Origin of the sequence: Nocardia exalbida NBRC 100660, assembly GCF_000308575.1 — a bacterium.
Taxonomy (GTDB): domain Bacteria; phylum Actinomycetota; class Actinomycetes; order Mycobacteriales; family Mycobacteriaceae; genus Nocardia; species Nocardia exalbida.
Map to the genome: position 1 here is coordinate 1 of NZ_BAFZ01000160.1, position 16,395 is coordinate 16,395.

General features: G+C 62.9%; 19 protein-coding genes. 14 read left to right on the forward strand and 5 right to left on the reverse strand.

The window, feature by feature from the left end:
* A partial coding sequence (locus ON29_RS31165; RefSeq protein WP_051175803.1) for an alpha/beta fold hydrolase occupies positions 1 to 828 on the reverse strand: 828 nt, incomplete at its 3' end.
* Between the two features lie 102 nt (positions 829 to 930).
* On the opposite strand from ON29_RS31165, the gene ON29_RS31170 reads away from it, so the two are divergent.
* The 9 genes from ON29_RS31170 (at position 931) to ON29_RS31205 (ending at position 7,499) form a co-directional block, all read left to right on the forward strand.
* Entirely contained in the window at positions 931 to 1,761 is an 831-nt protein-coding gene (locus tag ON29_RS31170) for an AraC family transcriptional regulator (RefSeq protein WP_040871798.1), read from the forward strand.
* Between the two features lie 321 nt (positions 1,762 to 2,082).
* On the forward strand, positions 2,083 to 2,397 hold the full coding sequence (locus ON29_RS31175; protein WP_051175804.1) for a WXG100 family type VII secretion target: 315 nt from the start codon (positions 2,083 to 2,085) through the stop codon (positions 2,395 to 2,397).
* A 2-nt stretch (positions 2,398 to 2,399) separates the two neighbouring features.
* Positions 2,400 to 2,702: a WXG100 family type VII secretion target gene (locus ON29_RS31180; protein WP_040871799.1), complete on the forward strand. Its 303-nt coding sequence runs from the start codon at positions 2,400 to 2,402 to the stop codon at positions 2,700 to 2,702.
* The gene (locus ON29_RS34170) at positions 2,699 to 4,210 is read left to right on the forward strand and encodes a WXG100-like domain-containing protein (RefSeq protein ID WP_157172954.1); all 1,512 of its coding nucleotides are present in this window, start codon (positions 2,699 to 2,701) and stop codon (positions 4,208 to 4,210) included. Before ON29_RS31180 ends, ON29_RS34170 begins: the two co-directional genes overlap by 4 nt.
* A 2-nt stretch (positions 4,211 to 4,212) precedes the next feature.
* Entirely contained in the window at positions 4,213 to 4,446 is a 234-nt protein-coding gene (locus ON29_RS31190; protein ID WP_157172955.1) for a hypothetical protein, read from the forward strand.
* A gap of 96 nt (positions 4,447 to 4,542) precedes the next feature.
* Entirely contained in the window at positions 4,543 to 4,974 is a 432-nt protein-coding gene (locus tag ON29_RS31195) for a YbaB/EbfC family nucleoid-associated protein (protein ID WP_040871801.1), read from the forward strand.
* A 180-nt stretch (positions 4,975 to 5,154) separates the two neighbouring features.
* Positions 5,155 to 5,517, forward strand: coding sequence for a hypothetical protein (locus ON29_RS36230; RefSeq protein WP_157172956.1), 363 nt, complete (start codon positions 5,155 to 5,157; stop codon positions 5,515 to 5,517).
* Between the two features lie 76 nt (positions 5,518 to 5,593).
* Positions 5,594 to 5,869, forward strand: coding sequence for a MafI family immunity protein (locus ON29_RS31200; RefSeq protein WP_040871802.1), 276 nt, complete (start codon positions 5,594 to 5,596; stop codon positions 5,867 to 5,869).
* A gap of 406 nt (positions 5,870 to 6,275) precedes the next feature.
* Positions 6,276 to 7,499: an FAD-dependent monooxygenase gene (locus tag ON29_RS31205; RefSeq protein WP_083864187.1), complete on the forward strand. Its 1,224-nt coding sequence runs from the start codon at positions 6,276 to 6,278 to the stop codon at positions 7,497 to 7,499.
* Positions 7,500 to 7,619: 120 nt separating this feature from the next.
* Here the strand turns inward: ON29_RS31205 and ON29_RS31210 are convergent, their stop codons facing one another.
* The 4 genes from ON29_RS31210 to ON29_RS35175 form a co-directional block, all read right to left on the reverse strand.
* Positions 7,620 to 7,931, reverse strand: a complete 312-nt coding sequence (locus ON29_RS31210; protein ID WP_217999360.1) for a GNAT family N-acetyltransferase — start codon at positions 7,929 to 7,931, stop codon at positions 7,620 to 7,622.
* A gap of 181 nt (positions 7,932 to 8,112) precedes the next feature.
* Positions 8,113 to 9,198, reverse strand: coding sequence for a fatty acid desaturase family protein (locus tag ON29_RS31215; protein WP_051175806.1), 1,086 nt, complete (start codon positions 9,196 to 9,198; stop codon positions 8,113 to 8,115).
* A gap of 489 nt (positions 9,199 to 9,687) precedes the next feature.
* The gene (locus ON29_RS31220; protein WP_040871803.1) at positions 9,688 to 9,999 is read right to left on the reverse strand and encodes a hypothetical protein; all 312 of its coding nucleotides are present in this window, start codon (positions 9,997 to 9,999) and stop codon (positions 9,688 to 9,690) included.
* 359 nt (positions 10,000 to 10,358) lie between these two features.
* On the reverse strand, positions 10,359 to 10,538 hold the full coding sequence (locus ON29_RS35175; protein WP_051175807.1) for a PIN domain-containing protein: 180 nt from the start codon (positions 10,536 to 10,538) through the stop codon (positions 10,359 to 10,361).
* 217 nt (positions 10,539 to 10,755) lie between these two features.
* On the opposite strand from ON29_RS35175, the gene ON29_RS35180 reads away from it, so the two are divergent.
* The 5 genes from ON29_RS35180 to ON29_RS31240 all read left to right on the forward strand — a co-directional run bounded on the left by ON29_RS35180 (position 10,756) and on the right by ON29_RS31240 (position 15,241).
* A complete protein-coding gene (locus ON29_RS35180) occupies positions 10,756 to 11,496 on the forward strand; it encodes an ABC transporter ATP-binding protein (protein WP_083864188.1) in 741 nt (246 codons plus the stop codon).
* A 290-nt stretch (positions 11,497 to 11,786) separates the two neighbouring features.
* Positions 11,787 to 12,824, forward strand: coding sequence for a hypothetical protein (locus ON29_RS31235; protein ID WP_157172957.1), 1,038 nt, complete (start codon positions 11,787 to 11,789; stop codon positions 12,822 to 12,824).
* Between the two features lie 801 nt (positions 12,825 to 13,625).
* Entirely contained in the window at positions 13,626 to 13,958 is a 333-nt protein-coding gene (locus ON29_RS36235; protein ID WP_157172958.1) for a hypothetical protein, read from the forward strand.
* A gap of 40 nt (positions 13,959 to 13,998) precedes the next feature.
* Complete coding sequence (locus ON29_RS36240; RefSeq protein WP_157172959.1) at positions 13,999 to 14,430, forward strand: hypothetical protein; 432 nt, start codon at positions 13,999 to 14,001, stop codon at positions 14,428 to 14,430.
* Positions 14,431 to 14,947: 517 nt separating this feature from the next.
* Positions 14,948 to 15,241 (forward strand): hypothetical protein, encoded by a 294-nt coding sequence (locus tag ON29_RS31240; RefSeq protein WP_157172960.1) that lies wholly within the window; start codon positions 14,948 to 14,950, stop codon positions 15,239 to 15,241.
* Positions 15,242 to 16,395 lie beyond the last annotated feature (1,154 nt).

Consider the following 16,395-nt stretch of genomic DNA (forward strand, 5'->3'; position numbering starts at 1 on the left):
GCGGCGGTAATCCTCGAAAGAGTCCGGCTGCCAACGTTTGTCCTGCGACCCGTAGAGCACCATGGCAGGCACGCCGAGGTCGATGAGCCGGTCCGTTTCGGTGCGTTCCCGCAGGTAGTCATCCGACGCGGCCGAGGTCGCGGTGAGACTGCGGTAGGTCATGCCACGCAGGTCGGCGACGAACTGGTCGGGGATCCGCACGTCCCGGGTGAACGCGGAGCTCATGGCTTGCCGGAGGACGACGTCCGGCAGCAGTGGCCACAGCGGCTGCCCGATCGCCGGAACGAACAGGAGGTTGCCGACCGGACCGTTGTCGGTGACGGCGTCCAGGCTGGGTCCGGAGTCGATCAGCATGATCGCCGACACCAGGTCGTGGCGCTGTTCGGCCAGCGAGGTGGCGACGTAGCCCCCGGAGGAATGCCCGACGACGATCGCCTGGCGCACGCCCAGCCGGTCGAGCGCGGTCCCGACTCGGCTCGCCTGTTCGGACGTGCTGTAGCCGCTGTCGGGTTTATCGGACTTGCCGTGGCCGAGTAGATCGATGCGCACGACGTACTGGTCCCGCAGGGCGGGCAGCACCGGATCCCAGTAGGCGGTCGAGGCGCCCAGACCGTGTAGCAGCACCAACGCACGAGCACCGGGTGTTCCGTCGGCGACGACGTGGATGTCTCCGCCCGTCAGGTGCACCATGCGTTCGTGCGAATCGTCGGTCTCGGCTTTCGCCGCGCCGGTCGTATTGCCGGTGAGCGCGGCGACCAGGGCGGTGACGATCAGCAGCCCGATGCGCTGCCACCGATTGCGTCCTGCGGCGGTGGTGGTTTCGTCCACGGTTCCTCCTTCGATTGGTGGGGACGTCACCACGTTCGAGCACGACAGCGGGTCGCGTATTGAAGAAATGTCAGCGTCCGTGGCCGCTCATACAATCGACCTGTGCCTTGGGACATCGCGCGGCCGGTGCGGCCACCCGCCCTGCGCGGCGTCGACATGGCCGGATTCCATGTCCACGGGGACGGCCCGGAGCAGGTGCGTGTCATTCCGCATCCGGCGGTCACGGTGATCGTCGAGTTCGGCGAGTGCGGCTTCGACGTCCGCGACTCGACGGGCCGCAGCCATTCGGGCAGCCTGACCCTCGGCCTCGCCCGCACCGCGCTTCCGGTCCGCGTCCATGCCGTCGAATGCGTCCAGGCCGTCGAATGCGTCCAGATTCGCCTGGAACCCGCTGTCGCCCAAGCTATCCTCGGTCTGCCTCCCGCCGAGCTGGGTGGATCTATCATCGGTCTGGACGACCTCTGGGGGCGCGAGGCGGGGTGGCTGCGCGAGCGCCTGCACGAGACACCGAACTGGCCCGACCGATTCGCCTTGGTCGACACCGCGCTGTCGGCGCGGTTCCGGCACGACCACCGCCTCGACCCGGAGGTCGCCTGGGCATGGCGACAAATCAAGCTCAGCCGCGGCCGTCTGCGCGTCGAGCACCTCGCCGCCGAGCTGGGCTGGAGCCGCCAACGACTGTGGTCCCGCTTCGGCACCCGAATCGGCCTCACCCCCAAACGCGCCGCCAAACTGGTCCGCTTCGACCACGCCGTCCACCGCCTCGTCCAAGGACACCCTCCCTCCCGAGTAGCAGCCGACGCCGGCTACGCCGACCAATCCCACCTCCACCGCGACATCCGCGAATTCACCGGCACAGCCCCCACCTCCGCAGCCACCGAACCCTGGCTCACCATCGACGACCGAGCCTGGCCGTCGACCACAGCGACGTAGTCCGGTCTGACATTGGAGCACCGGCCGGACACTCCCCGAACGCCTGCTTCGGCGGTCTGTTTCGCCAGGAGTGTTCGTGGCGGTTCAGCCGAGGAAGACCGGGACGAGTCGCTGGCCGTCATCGAGGCGTTGCGGAGCCGGGTTGGTTGCCGAACGCGCCCATGTGGCGGAGCTGGCCACGGATGTGCTGGCGGCAGAGGTGTCGAAGGTTGTGTCCCGGTGGCGGCGAGCGCATTCCTCGACGGCTCTCGCCGACAGGATTTTTCGGTTGTTCACTTATAGTTGGATGCGATCGGCGAGCAGGGGCAGAGGGGAGTCGCAGTGGTCGGTGAACTACAGGTTCGGGTCGGCCAGCTCCGCGAGGCGTCGCGGTTCATCGCCGACAAAGCGCAGACGATTCGAGAGCGACTCGCGCGCCTGGATGAAACGATCGGCGGAGAGTTGTTGGCCGACGGTTGGCAGGGCCGTGCGGCTTCGGCATATGACGAGTCTTGGGTGGAGTGGAAGCGCGGCGCGGATCAGATCGTCGCGGCGTTGGAAACGTCGGCAATGAACCTCGCCGACGCGGCCAACCGCTACGAGCTTCGCGATGGCACCAATGCCGAGGGGCTCACCGGGCTGGGTAATCAGGTTTAGCCGTGGCTGACGACGACTGCAGCTACCGTGTGAATCTGTCGCAGCTCGATGACGCGATCGCGACCATGGCGAAGTTCGGCGCCGAGGTCGAAGGTTGGCTGCGTGAGGTGCATCAGCACGTCGCCGATCTGCATTTGTCGTGGTCGAGCCAAGCCGCTGAGGCGCAGCGTGTAGCCCATGACCGCTGGATGGTCGGTGTCGGCGAGATGCGGGACAACCTCGATGAGCTACGTGAGGTGGCGCGTCGGGCACACACGAACTACATGGGAGCTGCCGAGACCAACTACCGGATGTGGCCGCAGTGACGGCTCCGACCGTACCGGTCATCGTCCACCGCGCCGGTGAATACTCCTCCGCGGGTGAGGTGTTCGGCCAGATGTCGGCTGACACGGTGACAACCCATGCGGCGCTGATCACCGTGTTGAGCACGTATGCGGGGATGGCTGGTAGCGACAGTGTCGGTGGTCAATGGGCCAGTGCCTACGATGAGGCCGCCCAGCTGGCGATCTCATCGTCATCGAAACTGGCGACTGCGTGTAGTCAAACCAGAGATTTGATCGCTGTCGGAGCACATAACCATCAGCTCGCGGAGACCGGTTCCGATCCGCGTAACCCTTCCTCGCCTGCACCCGCGCAGCTGTCGATCGCGCCCTGTCTGGCCGAAGACGCGCCGTCGGCGGCTGGCGACGGGATCCCCGAGCCATTCGGGTGGTCAATCCTCAAGAACCTTGTCGGTTTCGGCTGGCCCAACGGTCACCAAGACCAACTCGCCGCCGCCGAAACCGCATGGCACACCGCATCGGCGGACTACCGCGCCGTGGCTGCTCAGGTGCCCCGAGCAGTCGAGCTGCTGACAAACCAGCAGTCGCCGGAGATCGGGATCGCGGTCGACACCTGCCAGGAACGTCAGACTGATCTCAACGCATTGGCTGATGCGTGCCAAACGCTCGGGGACTCTTGTGGCGAGTACGCCCACCACCTCGACGAGGCCCACCACAAGATCCTCGAGGAGGTCAAAGACTTCCTGATCGAAACCGCGGCCGCTGAGGCCGTCTTCGCCGTGTTGGCGCCGTTCACCGCTACGGTTTCGGAGTGGGTGGGCAATACCGCGCTTGCTGGTCGTATCGCGGTGCGAGCTCGTCGCATTGCCACCATCATCGGCGAGCTCGGCACCAGGGTTACCGAGATAGTGACGCGCGCCATCAGGCCGGTCACTGCGGCACTGAAACCGCTACTGGACAAGGTCGGCAAATGGGTCGACGTCGCGAAGGCGAAGCTGTGGACACGCGAAGCCCGTGGGGCAACCCCTGGAAGGGGAACCGCCGATGAATGGCTCAGCGGCGGGCGGCGCCGGCCGGCGAACATGCTCGATGACCCCGCACAAACGAGGTGGGCCCAGGATGCCTACGACAACTTCACCCAAGACCCGCGCGACATCTCCGCGATCAGCCGCAACACCGACGATCTCGCTCGAGCCAACGGCGCAACAGGATTCTCCGAGGCCGAGATCGCTGCGATCAAGAAGCATCTGTTCGACACCGAACACCCGATTCTGGACTACGAGACCGGCCAAGTCGTGGTCCGGAAGTTCGATCCCGATCCTGAAATCGCCGACGCGTGGATCCGGCTGCGCTCCGGGAACGCCCTGCCTGAGGATCACGTATTGCTCGAGCACGAGCTCGCCGAGTTGAATTACCTGCGAGCGAACCCGGGCGTCACGTATCAGGATGCTCACCGGGTCGCGAACGAGTCGTTCAATTGGCAGACCCAGGTTCCGTTGAACAAGCGCGAAGACTTCGAAAGTGGATGGTGAGCGTGGCAGCAATCGTATACTTCGCCAAAGAGTCCGAGAGCCCGGAGATCGTCGTGTACGAATTCGGTGACGACCCGGGGGCTTTGACAAGGAAATTGGCCATGGACAAGGCTTCTCGGACCGCCCAGCCGGTCGACGGCGACGTCGACTACATCTTCCTCAAAGCGTCCAGGAAGATCAACTCCGTGTACAGCGAGTCCAACGCATGGCCGGAACGCGGTATGAGTGTGAGCTGACCAGACCCGTGTTTCGCGATGCTGCCCCAGTCGGGCAGGCTTCTACACGCCGAGGCGACAGTCACAGCACACACTCACTAGGGAGGTGGACCGCTCATGACGAACATGGGGCAATGGGAGCAGCAGCTTCAACAACAGCTCACCGAGATCCGCCGCCACGGCGAGCAATTGATCGAGAAAGCAGCCGAACTCCGCGGGCGCGGCAAAGACCGCGGAGTCCTCATCGAAGTCGATGCCAGCGGTGAGATCACCAGCTTGCAAATCGCCCCTGCCGTGATGAACTGGACCAGCAGCCAGCTTGCGAGCGCTGTGCGTGATTGCCACAGCAAAGCCCGCGCTGACATCAAGTCCAAGATCGAAGGACTTCTGCAAAAAGCCGACCCGCGTCTTCTCCACCGGTCGAAGCTGCTCCTGGCTCCGGAGGCGAGGACTAGCGAACATCGCCGACCGTTGGACGAAGCGGCTGTGCGGGAAGCTGACGACGCCTTCTTCGAACGCCGCAACCTCTACGGAGGCTGGACCAGCTGAAAGCCAGACGATGCGCTATCGACTGATGCCCCTACCGATAGCGACGCAGATAATCCTCGCGGATAGAGAGGCAGGCAAAGTCACGCCGCCGTAATCACACCCGAACCAGGCTGGCCTTCTGAGGGGTCCCTGCCAGTGTTTCTAGAGGCAGCGGGCAGGAAGGCGATAAGGGGCGGAGTTGTGGTGTTCGTGCCGATGAATCCATTTGTGGTGGTGATGATTTCATGGCGAGTCGCAGGTAGTGGTACTCGGCGCTACACGAGAAACATGGGCAGTTGGAAAACGCCTGATCATGGTGGCTACATACCCGGTCCGACGATTGCGGTGCGCCCGCACGGATCGGTTCACCATAAATCCGAATCGGTTCGTCGATCTGAGGTGAAGTACTGCGACCTGGCGCGCTGGCCCTCGATTTCCGCGCGGCAACGGTCGTGCCTGATCGACGGGCGTTCGCCCGGCTTCGGGGTGTTCCGTAGGACGATGCAGTCAGGGATGACGCGAATGCCGACCCATCAAATCAGCAAGGAGGGCGATGAATTCTGACAGGGCGGCACGAGAAGCGCGAAGGCGTCAGCGCGACCCGCAAACTATCGAGGCCCGTAACCGTCGGCTCAACAGGATGAGCAAGGACTCGCGAGACCTTCTCGAAAGCGTCGCCGACCGCCTGCCTCCTGAGCTGGTCGAAAGCTACCGGACCTATAGCGACGTGGGTGAGTGGGCGATGCTCGTCGACGTGTTGTGCGCCACTCTCGTCAAGCGCCGGATCCCGGTCACTGAAGCGGAACGCGATGCCGTGGCGAACGTGCTCGGCCAGTTCGATTTCCCAGTGGAGGGATACCGCTGTCTCAACGACCCCGAAGGCGTGCTTTCTGAGCTCAACGTGGCCACTGCGTAACTCCCTCCGTCATCGGATCGGGGCCAGACGGCCGACTCGTCCAGGGACGCGGGGGAACGCGGCTGACCTGAGGTCGTTACTGGCGGTCGGCGAGGCGGCGCAGACCTGTTTGCTTGGATCGTCCGGCATGCTGGAGTAATTCGTATCGGCCGGCTTGCGGGTTCGGGCACGCCGAAACGCCCGTTGATGTCGAGTTCAGGGTGTTCGCACGAGCAGGGACACCATTTCGGCTGCACCGATGAATTCTGTGGGGATCCGTCGTCGATACCGATGGATACACCGACATCGGCCTGTGCTGGGACCGTCCAGCGCGGGCAGAACACATGGAGGCAATGATGGGCGTCGACGATCCCGCGCAGGAGCAAATGATTCGGGCCGCGATCCGGATGGGCGAGCAGGTGGCGCGGTGAGCGGTACAAGGGTGTTGGTGGCGGGGGCGAGTATCGCGGGGCCCGCGCTGGCCCACTGGCTGCGCCGGCGGGGAGCCGAGGTAACCGTGGTGGAGCGCGCCCCCGAGCTGCGTCCTGGCGGGCAGGCGGTGGACGCGCGCGGGGTGACCAAGGAGGTCATCCAGCGGATGGGGCTGGACGCGGCGGTGCGCGCGGCCCGCACCGAAACCGCCGGTGCGCACACCGTGGACGTGAACGGGAACGTGCTGGAAACCTTCCGCGCAGCCGACGACGGCGGCGACGGGTACATCGCGGAGATCGAGATCCTGCGCGGGGACCTGTCCCGGGTGCTCTACGACGACACCCGCGACGGTGTCGAGTACATCTTCGACGACCGGATCGCCGAGCTCACCCAGGACGCCGACGGGGTCGACGTGGTCTTCGCGGGCGGCGACCGGCGGCGCTTCGACCTGGTAATCGGGGCGGACGGGTTGCACTCGGCGCTGCGAGCGATGGTCTTCGGGCCGCGCGAGCGATTCGTCCGCCACCTCGGTCTCGTGCTGGCCTTCTACAGCGTGCCCAATGAGTTCGGGCTGGACCGCTGGCTGATCGACTACCAGGAGTCCGGTCGCTCGGCCGGACTGCGGCCCATCCAGGACGCCACCCGGGCGATGGCCATGTTCTCCTTCCCCTCGGGGGACTTCGACGTCGACTACCGCGACGTCGCGGCCCAGAAGCGCCTGCTGCGCGAGCGGATGGCCGGGATGGGTTGGTTGACCCCGCGCATCCTCGCGCACCTGGACGACACCCCGGACTTCTACCTCGACCAGGTCGCCCAGGTGGTGATGGACCGCTGGTCGAGCGGACGGGTCGGGCTGCTCGGCGACGCGGCGTTCAGCTCGTCGCCGATGTCCGGGCAGGGCACCGGGCTGGCCCTGGTCGGCGCCTACCTGCTGGCCGGAGAGCTGGCCGCCACCGGATGGGACCCGGAGGCAGGGTTCGCCGGATACGAGCGGCGGATGCGCTCGTTCGTCGAGGCCAACCAGGAGATCGGCCGGTTGCACGCGCGTAGCCTCACCGTTCCCGCGCCGGAGGCCGAGCCGAGCCCCGATTTCACCGGCGAGTGGTTCACCGAGTTGATCGAGCGCGCGATCAACGGCGTCGAGCTGCCCGACTACCCGGGAGTGCCGGACTTCGGGGCCCCGGTCGGACCGGCGATCACCTCACCGGCCAAGCCGTAGGCGTCACATAACGTGTCGACGTCCGGTCATGCCGCATCCGCGCGGATCTGCACTGGTCGGCTCAGCAATCGGAAGGTCCAGGGGCCGTCGTGGTCGGCTGCGCCGTTGTGGCGTTCGGTGTCAGTTCAGTCGTAGTAGGCCGGCGTCGGTGGTTCGGAACCCGCAGCTGTCGCGGTAGAAGCTGTCGAGGGGTGGTTCGTAGTCGACGTGGAGCCAGTCGATACCGAGTTCGCGTAGGTCGCTGATGAGTGTCGTGACCAGGCTGGTTCCGATGCGCTGATGCTGGAATTCGGGGGCGACCATGGTGTCGAGGAGGAACGCATGCCGACCTCCGTCCCACACTGCGTGCACGAACCCGACAAGCCGATCGCCGACGAACGCACCGACCCACGATCTGCTGTGCCGTTCCAGGCGCGCCTTCCAAGGGCTCACCCGTGGTCACCGCCGAATGCGTCGGTGTGCAGCCGCGAGAGCACCTCATCGTCGACAGCGAAACGGATACGGAGATCCCCGATCATGCGGCGTCCTCTCAGCGCGGTCGTCATGACGTGATGTCACGTGATCGTGGCATCACGTCGACGCTGGGACCAACGGATATCGGTAGGGCTATTGTTCAAGGATTACGTTGTGGCACTTCGGTATCCGGGTGTCGATCGGGAGTGCGCAGCGGAGCGCCGACGTGGTGCAGGTGTCGCAGCGCCTCGCGGTAAGAGGAGATCAGCCCGGTTTCGTGATAGGGCACGCCGATTTCGGTGCAGTAGTCGCGCACGATCACCTGGGCGTGACGCAGGTTCGGTGTCGGCATGCTCGGGAACAAATGGTGCTCGATCTGATAGTTGAGCCCGCCGAGGGCGATGTCGGTCAACGCGCCACCCCGCACGTTGCGGGAGGTCAGCACTTGGCGGCGGAGGTAGTCGGGGCGGTCGTCACCGGTCAAGGTCGGCATGCCCTTGTGGTTCGGGGCGAAGATGCAGCCCATGTACAGGCCGAAGAGGCCCTGGTGGACAGCGAGGAACGCGAAGGCTTTGTCGGCGGGCAGCACCGCGATCAGCGCGGCCAGGTAGGTGGCGAAGTGGACGAACAGCAGCGCACCCTCCGATCCGCGCTGTTTGATCGATCGATTTCTGAGCGCACGCACACCCGCCACGTGGAGGTTCAGGCCCTCCAGCAACAGGAACGGGAAGAAGAGGAACGCCTGCGCCCTCCCGATGAGACGAGGCAGACCGCGGCTGGACCGTGCTTGCTGTTGCGACCAGACCAGAATGTCGGGCGCGACATCGGGGTCGAGTTCCTCGTGGTTCGGGTTGGCGTGATGCCGGGTGTGCTTGTCCTGCCACCAGCCGTAGCCCAGGCCGATGCCGGCGTTGCCGACGAGTCGTCCCACGAGTTCCGTCGGCTGCCGTAGCCGGAAGACTTGGCGGTGCGCGACATCGTGCATGACGAGGGCGATTTGAGCGAACGTCACGGCCATGAACCCCGCGACCAGCAGCGTCCACCACGAATCGCCGATGAGGACGAACGCCGCCCAGCCCGCTACGAAGGCGACCCCGACGAGGCTGAGCCGGACGGCGTAGTAGACGGGACGCCGGTTCATCAGTCCCGCCTCGGAGATCCGGCGCAACAGACGGGCGTAGTCACCGTCGGCGCCGCGCCGCGGTGACCGTGGAGATGACTCGGGGACCAAGGCAGATGTCGTCATAGATCTTCCTGAGAGCTGAGTCGGAGACGCCACCTCCGTCCGCCGACGATGTCGGCCGGTCGATGTCGGAGTGGGGCGCCGATGTCGATACCCCGAAGCTATCGGCCGGATTCTCGTTACCCGTAACCCTCTGGTATGACATGGAATCGGACTGCGGTGTGATATTCGAGGTCTACCGCGGACCGGGGCGGCTGGCCCGGTTATCGGCGAGCTCCGCCACCGTCTCGGCAATCACTGCCTGCTCGGATTCTGCGCGTCCTCCGGCGGCCGGAACTGTTTCCCGCCACACTCTTTCGACATTCGCCTCCTTCCCTCGCGGCCGCGCATAGATCGTGCAACCGTGCGGTACCGGCACAACCCTGGCCTGTGAGGGCCAAATAGTGCTCGGCCAATCGACCCGTCCGAGGGGACGGCCAGGCGAGCGATCGCTGCCCGCTGAACCGGATTCGCACGCTGCATGGTCGCCCGAGACCTGACCGGTCCTACCCGTCAGTCGCCGACGAACAGGAGATATCCGTTGGCGCGAAGCGCGATCGACGCCGCCCGCCTCAGCAGGTCGACAGTCTGCCGCTCGGCATCGGTCCGTACCTCGATCCCCCCGATCTGATCAAGGATCAAGCCGAGCTGGTACCGGTTGAACATGGTGTCGCCGTATCGGTAGATACCTCGTATCAGGCTGGTGTCGGGTTGCGCGGCGCACAGTTTGAACAGCGTTTCGTCCGAATCTTCACCGAAGCGGTGTATCTCGGCATGGTTGATGTCCTGTACGACGATGTCTAAAGCCATCTGATTCGCACCCATCTGCTGACGGTGTCAGAACTGGTCGGCGGAGATTAAGTGAGCAATGGAAGGAGGGTCGAACGCGCGGCCAAACCTGACCTGGAACCTTATGGTGCCCTCGGCAGGACACACAAACATGCGCAACTGGAAAACTGCTGGTCATTCGCGGGACTTATGCAGTGTGACTGCGGGTGCCCAGGTTGCTACGTGTCGGTCGGCAGGGTCCGTAACGAGCGGAAACCGCGTATCAGTGGTTCGACGGCGAGGAGGTCGTGCTGCTGGAGGGTGGCGATGCAGTCGGTCCTGTACTTCGTCGGCGAGCGCGACACCGACCTAGTTGGCGAGTCAAGTTGCAGCACTTCGTATTTGGCTCCGACCGATTACGCTGTGGACAGGTCGACATGTTCCAACTCGGTAAGCCGGTAGCGCCAGTCGAGGGCTCGGCCCAACAACGCATCGGTGATCTTCATCGCTGCGGTGAAGCCGAGGTCGCGGCGGATGAGATGATCCAGATCGGTTAGCACCAGCGGCGATACGACCAGGGTTTCGCGTTCCTTCACGCGCAGCGTCTGCTCGTGTTCGTCTCAGCCGACGTCGAATGCGGCCAACAGAGCTTCCGCAACCCTGGATGATCACGGGTAGCCGTGCTGGTCCCTGTAGACGAGCCCGACCACGAACTATGGCTGGAGTAGTAGGCCCGCCTGGCGTGTCCGGAAGGCGTTCGGCTACCCTGTCGTCAGCACATCGTGGGGTTCGAGTGGGGGATAGCCTGAAGCCATGAGCTTGTTGATCAGCGATGTGAGTTTCTCTTACGGGACTCGCTCCGTGTTACGCGGTGTGACTTGGGAGTTGAATCCTGGTGTGACAATGCTGCTCGGCCCCAACGGGGCAGGTAAGTCGACCTTGCTCGCCTTGGTCGCCACACGACTCGCAATAACGGCAGGCAGTATCTCCTCCGACAAGCTTTCCTGGGCCGCCCCCAGGGATCTGATGACCATTCGGCGCCGCATAGGCTGGGTACCGCAGGCTCTCGATGTGGACCGGGCCATGCGAGTGCACGATTTCGTTTCCTATTGTGGTTGGCTGCGTGGCATGTCCAGCCGAGCGTCGGCGGCCGCGGCTGGGGAAGCGCTGGAGCGGGTGGGCCTGGCCGCACGCCGCAAAGACCGGATCAAGGCGCTCTCGGGGGGCATGCAACGCCGTGCGCTCATTGCCGCAGGGATAGTGCACTCGCCATCCATACTTGTCCTCGACGAACCAACCGCGGGGCTAGACCCGAAGCATCGACGCTCGCTGAACACGATGATCAACGACCTGGGCCGCGAGGGTGTCATCGTATTGCTCGCAACCCACCTTTCGGAGGACGCCGAATCAGCCGATTGGATCGGTATTTTGAGCGGCGGATCACTGGTCGCCGAGGACACGCCCGCAGCGCTGAAGGCCGAGTACGGTTCGATCTCGCAAGCATACGTGGAACTGGCTTCGGACGACGAAGACGCGGGAGCGGTACCCGCGTGAGAAGACTTGTGGCTTACCTCCGCGGTGGTCGACCGATTCCCAAGTCGGCCATGATAGCTCTTTTCGGGCTTTCGCTAACCTACATGCAGGTCTCGGATCCGAGAGAACAATTCAGCGGGTATTGGCCCGGCGTGGATGTTTCGGCTGCGGCTAGAACCCTGCTCGTGGGGGTGGGGGTAGCCGCGGTTTCTGCGTGGGTCGCGCAACGATGGCCGGTACGCCTTCGAATGCAGGCTTCGGTACGTGCTGGCTGGCAGATCTCGGTCCGCGACCTGGTTAGGCTGTATCTGGTGGTAATCACCATGTTTGCGATGGACTACGCGTTACTCGTCGCCTACCGGTTCAGTTCGCACGGCGCAGGTACGCCAAAGTATTCTGTTGTCGTTGATTGTATGGTGTGGCTTCTGTTTTGTGTCACCATGGGGTGGGCGATCGGCAGTATACTGCGCGCTGCCGCTGCGATTTTCACCGCCGCAGCGACGACGCTCCTACTGTCGGTGGGATCGGTCATGGCCAATGATGGTCACATCGGTTTTCCTCTGCTTGCCGGACGCCAACTGCCATCATTGCCGTCCTACGCTGTGGACTTGTCCCCGACTCCTATAGTGACGATTGTCGGAATCATCACGACCCTCCTCGTAGCCGCATTGATTGTGGCTGCCACGATACCCCGACGGGTTTCGTGGAAGACCACCGGTGCGGCGCTTGCCAGTGCAGTCGTGATCCCGATCGCAGCTTCAATCGCCACAGGTGGGAGTTCCTGGCTGGAACCGCGCGTCGCGGCAACCGAGCCCGTCTGTGTCGGATCGGAACTGCAAGTCTGTTCCTGGAACGAGGACACCCAGCGGCTCGCGGCGCTAGGGCCCGCGCTGCCCAAGCTTACCGACGCTATGCGGAATACGGGTTACCCGATTCCGGCGCGGCTGAGCGTATCCGGCGCGATGCCCGACGCGGCAGCAAAAATTTGCCCGTTCCGCACTATGAAGGACGGCGTCGTAAATATACTGGGGCGTGTGTCTGCCGAGAGCGCTTCATGTATCGGCTCGGATCGGCCGAAACAGTGCGCGGGCGACGTTGAAATTCGAGGCGAATACTTGGCTCTCACCCAGATATACATGGGATGGCTCGGCAACTTCCCACTGGGTGCGGACCGGCTGATATCGAGGCATGCCGACGGCAGCCCCACGGAAGAATACCTCGCCGCCGAGCATGTCCTAAGCTGGCCGCCGGATAAGCAATTCTTCTATATGTCGCAGGCGTATCGAGCCGTTAGTGAATGCGATGCCACTTCGGCGCCGGCTTTGCTCGACAACATTGGGTATCGCTGATGCCGCTCAGCCAGTACCTCCGTATGCGAACGTTGTTGGAAGCTGTGCCATTCTTAGTGGTGTGCTTTCCGCTCATAGCGTTGGCGAAACAGCAGATACCGCGGCTGTACGGGCTGGAACAAGGTGTCGGTATAAGCCCGGCCCGGCTTGTGCCGATTTTATTAGCGGGAGCACTGGTGGTCGCAACCGGCTCGCGTCTCGGTGACGCTCACGAGCATGCGCTACTCGGCAGACGCTCCCTTATCGAACGTACACAATTGGTATTGATAGCCCTTGCCCTCGCAGTACCGGTAATCGGGGCAATGCGTTTGTCCGGTGTTCCGTTCGGTGGCGTAATCCGCGCCGGATTCGATACGGCGCTCTTCTTCGGAATCGCACTCCTAGCATGTGTGCATCTTCCCAGAATGATAGCGCTGGGAACCTCATTGATCGTGTCGTGGTCGATTCAGACTCTGCCGTGGTGGTGGACTTTTACACCTGGCACATGGACTGACATGCGTGGATTTACGACGCCTTTCATACTGGCCGTAGTGTCTCTGCTGGGCTTGGCCCTCGGTGCGAGTGTCTGGCTCGCCCAGTATCCACAAGTCCACGGCGCGTCCTGGCGGCGATTGCGCTTCCGCAAGCTTCCGTGAATCTTGTTGCGCTGCAGATTTTTTCATTGACATCAGTACGTGAAGCGGGATAGTGTCAGCTCGGGCGACCTCGGAAGAGGTGCCAAATCTGGGAGGGTTTACGGGGGGGAGTTCGCTGATTATAGAGCACCTTCTGCGTAAATGTCAGACGCGAAGCGGAGCATTCATGAAGGTCAGAAGTTATCTCGCGATTCTCTGCGGCATTGCCACATTGATGGGCGGGGGTGTGATCGCAACGGCCCCCGCGGCAGTGGCGCAGCCTGCCCCGACGCCGCTGGATTGTCGGTCGGATCGGAAGAATGATAAAGATATCGAAGTGCGCTGCTGGAATCTCAGCGCTGAAAGAAGTTACCGAGTCAGGGTTTCTATCGATTGCGCATGGCAGCCGGATCCCTCGGAAATATTTGACATCCCCAGGAAAGATGATCGCCGAGCAACGCTGAGCTGCAATTCGCTGGGTAACGCACGCGGCACATTCAAATATGAAGTGATTCAATGACGTACCCAGTATGTCATTGCCAGGAATGTGGAATTTAACGATGCGGAAACTGCTTGCAGCGATTGCGCTGCTCTTTGTATCCATCGTCACAGCGGGGCTGGTCGGCAGTCCGGCCAGCGCGGAGCCGACGACAGAAGGACCGCACTTCGCCCAGGTGGAGGGATGGTACCCGGAAGGGCCAGGCGGTTTCTACCGGGGCGGAAACAATATGGAGCCCAAGCCGAACGAGTATCGTATCCGAGATGGTCTGGTACAGACCACCCACGGTATTTCTCTGCACACCGACCCATCGTCAGTCGAGCGCTTCGGAGGTGCCTACGCTGTGATGAGTTATCCATCGTCGCTGCAGATCATCCAGCGTGGAAAAGACAGACAACATTTCGAGATGGTTCCGGCCCAGCCGATGCCACTCGAGGATTATCGCGCCGCGCTTGCACACGTCGAATTGAAACTCGCACAACGAGTGAAGTGAAGGTGTACCTGGTGAACAGATAACCCACCATTAGGGCGGGCGCTGCTGGAAGTGTCCGCCGTAATGGTCGGGGCGACTTGGGGCCGCTGGCTTAAGTGGGCGCCCTGGGAAAGCGGTGTACGGTTCGCTGCCGTCACCGTCGAAAATTTCGACCGGCGCTAGCAGGGCTGATATCGACAAATTGATCGACAATTAAAGGCTGTTCTCCTTCGTCTCAACGAGTGCGGGGTACGCACAGTAGAACTACATGAAACAACGAGACGCATTCCGCGGATCGATGCGCTATATCTACGCTCAACGTGGCAGGCGGCCCACTGGGCAGCAGGAGGCCCGGAATCGAGTAAACTTTATCGACTGAGATCAACGGTGATTCCTGAGACTCCGAACGCACTCGAGATTCGTTCGATCTACAGGCAACCCCACACAAGGCCGCTGGTGCAGGCCGATCCGGTGGAACACGATCCCGGCAGAGTCTTGTGGCAGTGACTTGTCGGAGACGAGCTGGCAGAATAGTGGAATGGCAAGTGTAAAAGGGATGGCTGTTCGTTGGGTTGCCGACGACCAGCCAGGAATCATAGAGGTCCAACTGACCGACGCCGAGGGTGTCGTACACAGCCTGATCGACAAGTTGCCGATCTTCGATGGAACCGAAGATCTTGGGCCTGGCTCAACCTACCCCGTGCCAGTCGAAATCGAGGTGGATCTCGTAGAACCAATCGATGGCGGCAATGCGGTGGTGGATCTCAGGTGGGGAGCGGTGAATACCGATCGTGTCCGATTCGTCGTACCCAGCGTCGACCTCACACTGTAACCATCAGCGCCCACATTGGCGCCATTCTCTGGAGGTTCGCGGTTCGCGGTTCGCGGAACAGGGGCCGTCCCCAGCAAACGCAGACTGTTCGGATGAAGATATTGTCAGTGAGACATCGTCTTATTCAGCCTCGATCTTTCGCTGGCCTGCGGCCCGGCGTGATCGGGTACGGATTGGGTTGCGCTGCTCGTGAGCAGCGTATTGGCAAACTGGCGTAGCCGGGTCAGCGGGTGTCTGCCGGGTTACATAGGCTTGGGTGATGCGTCATTTCAGGTCGTGGGGTGGATTCGTTCTGGTCAGACTGGGTGGTCTTCCACGCGGTTGCCCATGTTTTGTGTTTCCTAGGGGCTTGTACTGAGGCAACCGTCTTGACCTGCACGTTTCCGTTCTATCCAATTGGACCGGAAGCAGTCCGGGAATCACGACAACTCGCTGACCTGCGGAGACGCGTCGCAGCTTGTGCCCTCGGCGGGGCACACAAAACATGGGCAAATGGAAAACGCCTGGTCATCGCGGGGACATACCGGATCCGGATCTGAGTGTCGCGGTGTCTGCGTCTGTGCGCTTGCCGCGTGGTCGCGGACGGTGATTGTCCTGGGGTGGGTTGCAACGCGCGGGCGCGGTGCAACTATCAACGGTTGCAGGCGGTGCACTCTTGTCCGTTTCACGTAGGAGGATGAGCTGTGACGGCGGTCGAGAATGCGTTCAGATGGGCTCGTATCCAAGCCGTTCGGCACATGGCTGCACGCGAGCGGACGGGCATGGAATGGAGCGCGCCGACAATCACCGAGATTATGACAGCCCACACCTCCCGGGTAGTCACCGTCGTTCCGTTCACTCAGCGAGCCGAAGCTCTCATTGGTGCCGACTGGGTCTGGTGGTGTGCGGACGGCGCGGACGCTCACGGGATGCGTAGTCAACGCTGCGGTTTGGAGCTCGGCGGGGAGCCAGCGAAGTTGGTGCCGTTGGGTCCGACGGGAAGATGCGCCAGCAGATGGGCTTTCACTCGCTCCCCACATGTACAGATTGCTGCTGGCCGACGGAGCCTACCGCTTGGCGGAAGTGAAACGGCGCATGCGACACAAGAACAGCACAACCACCCTCGACATCTACACCTACCTGGTCGATGGATAACGCAAGCCATCGGACGAGCG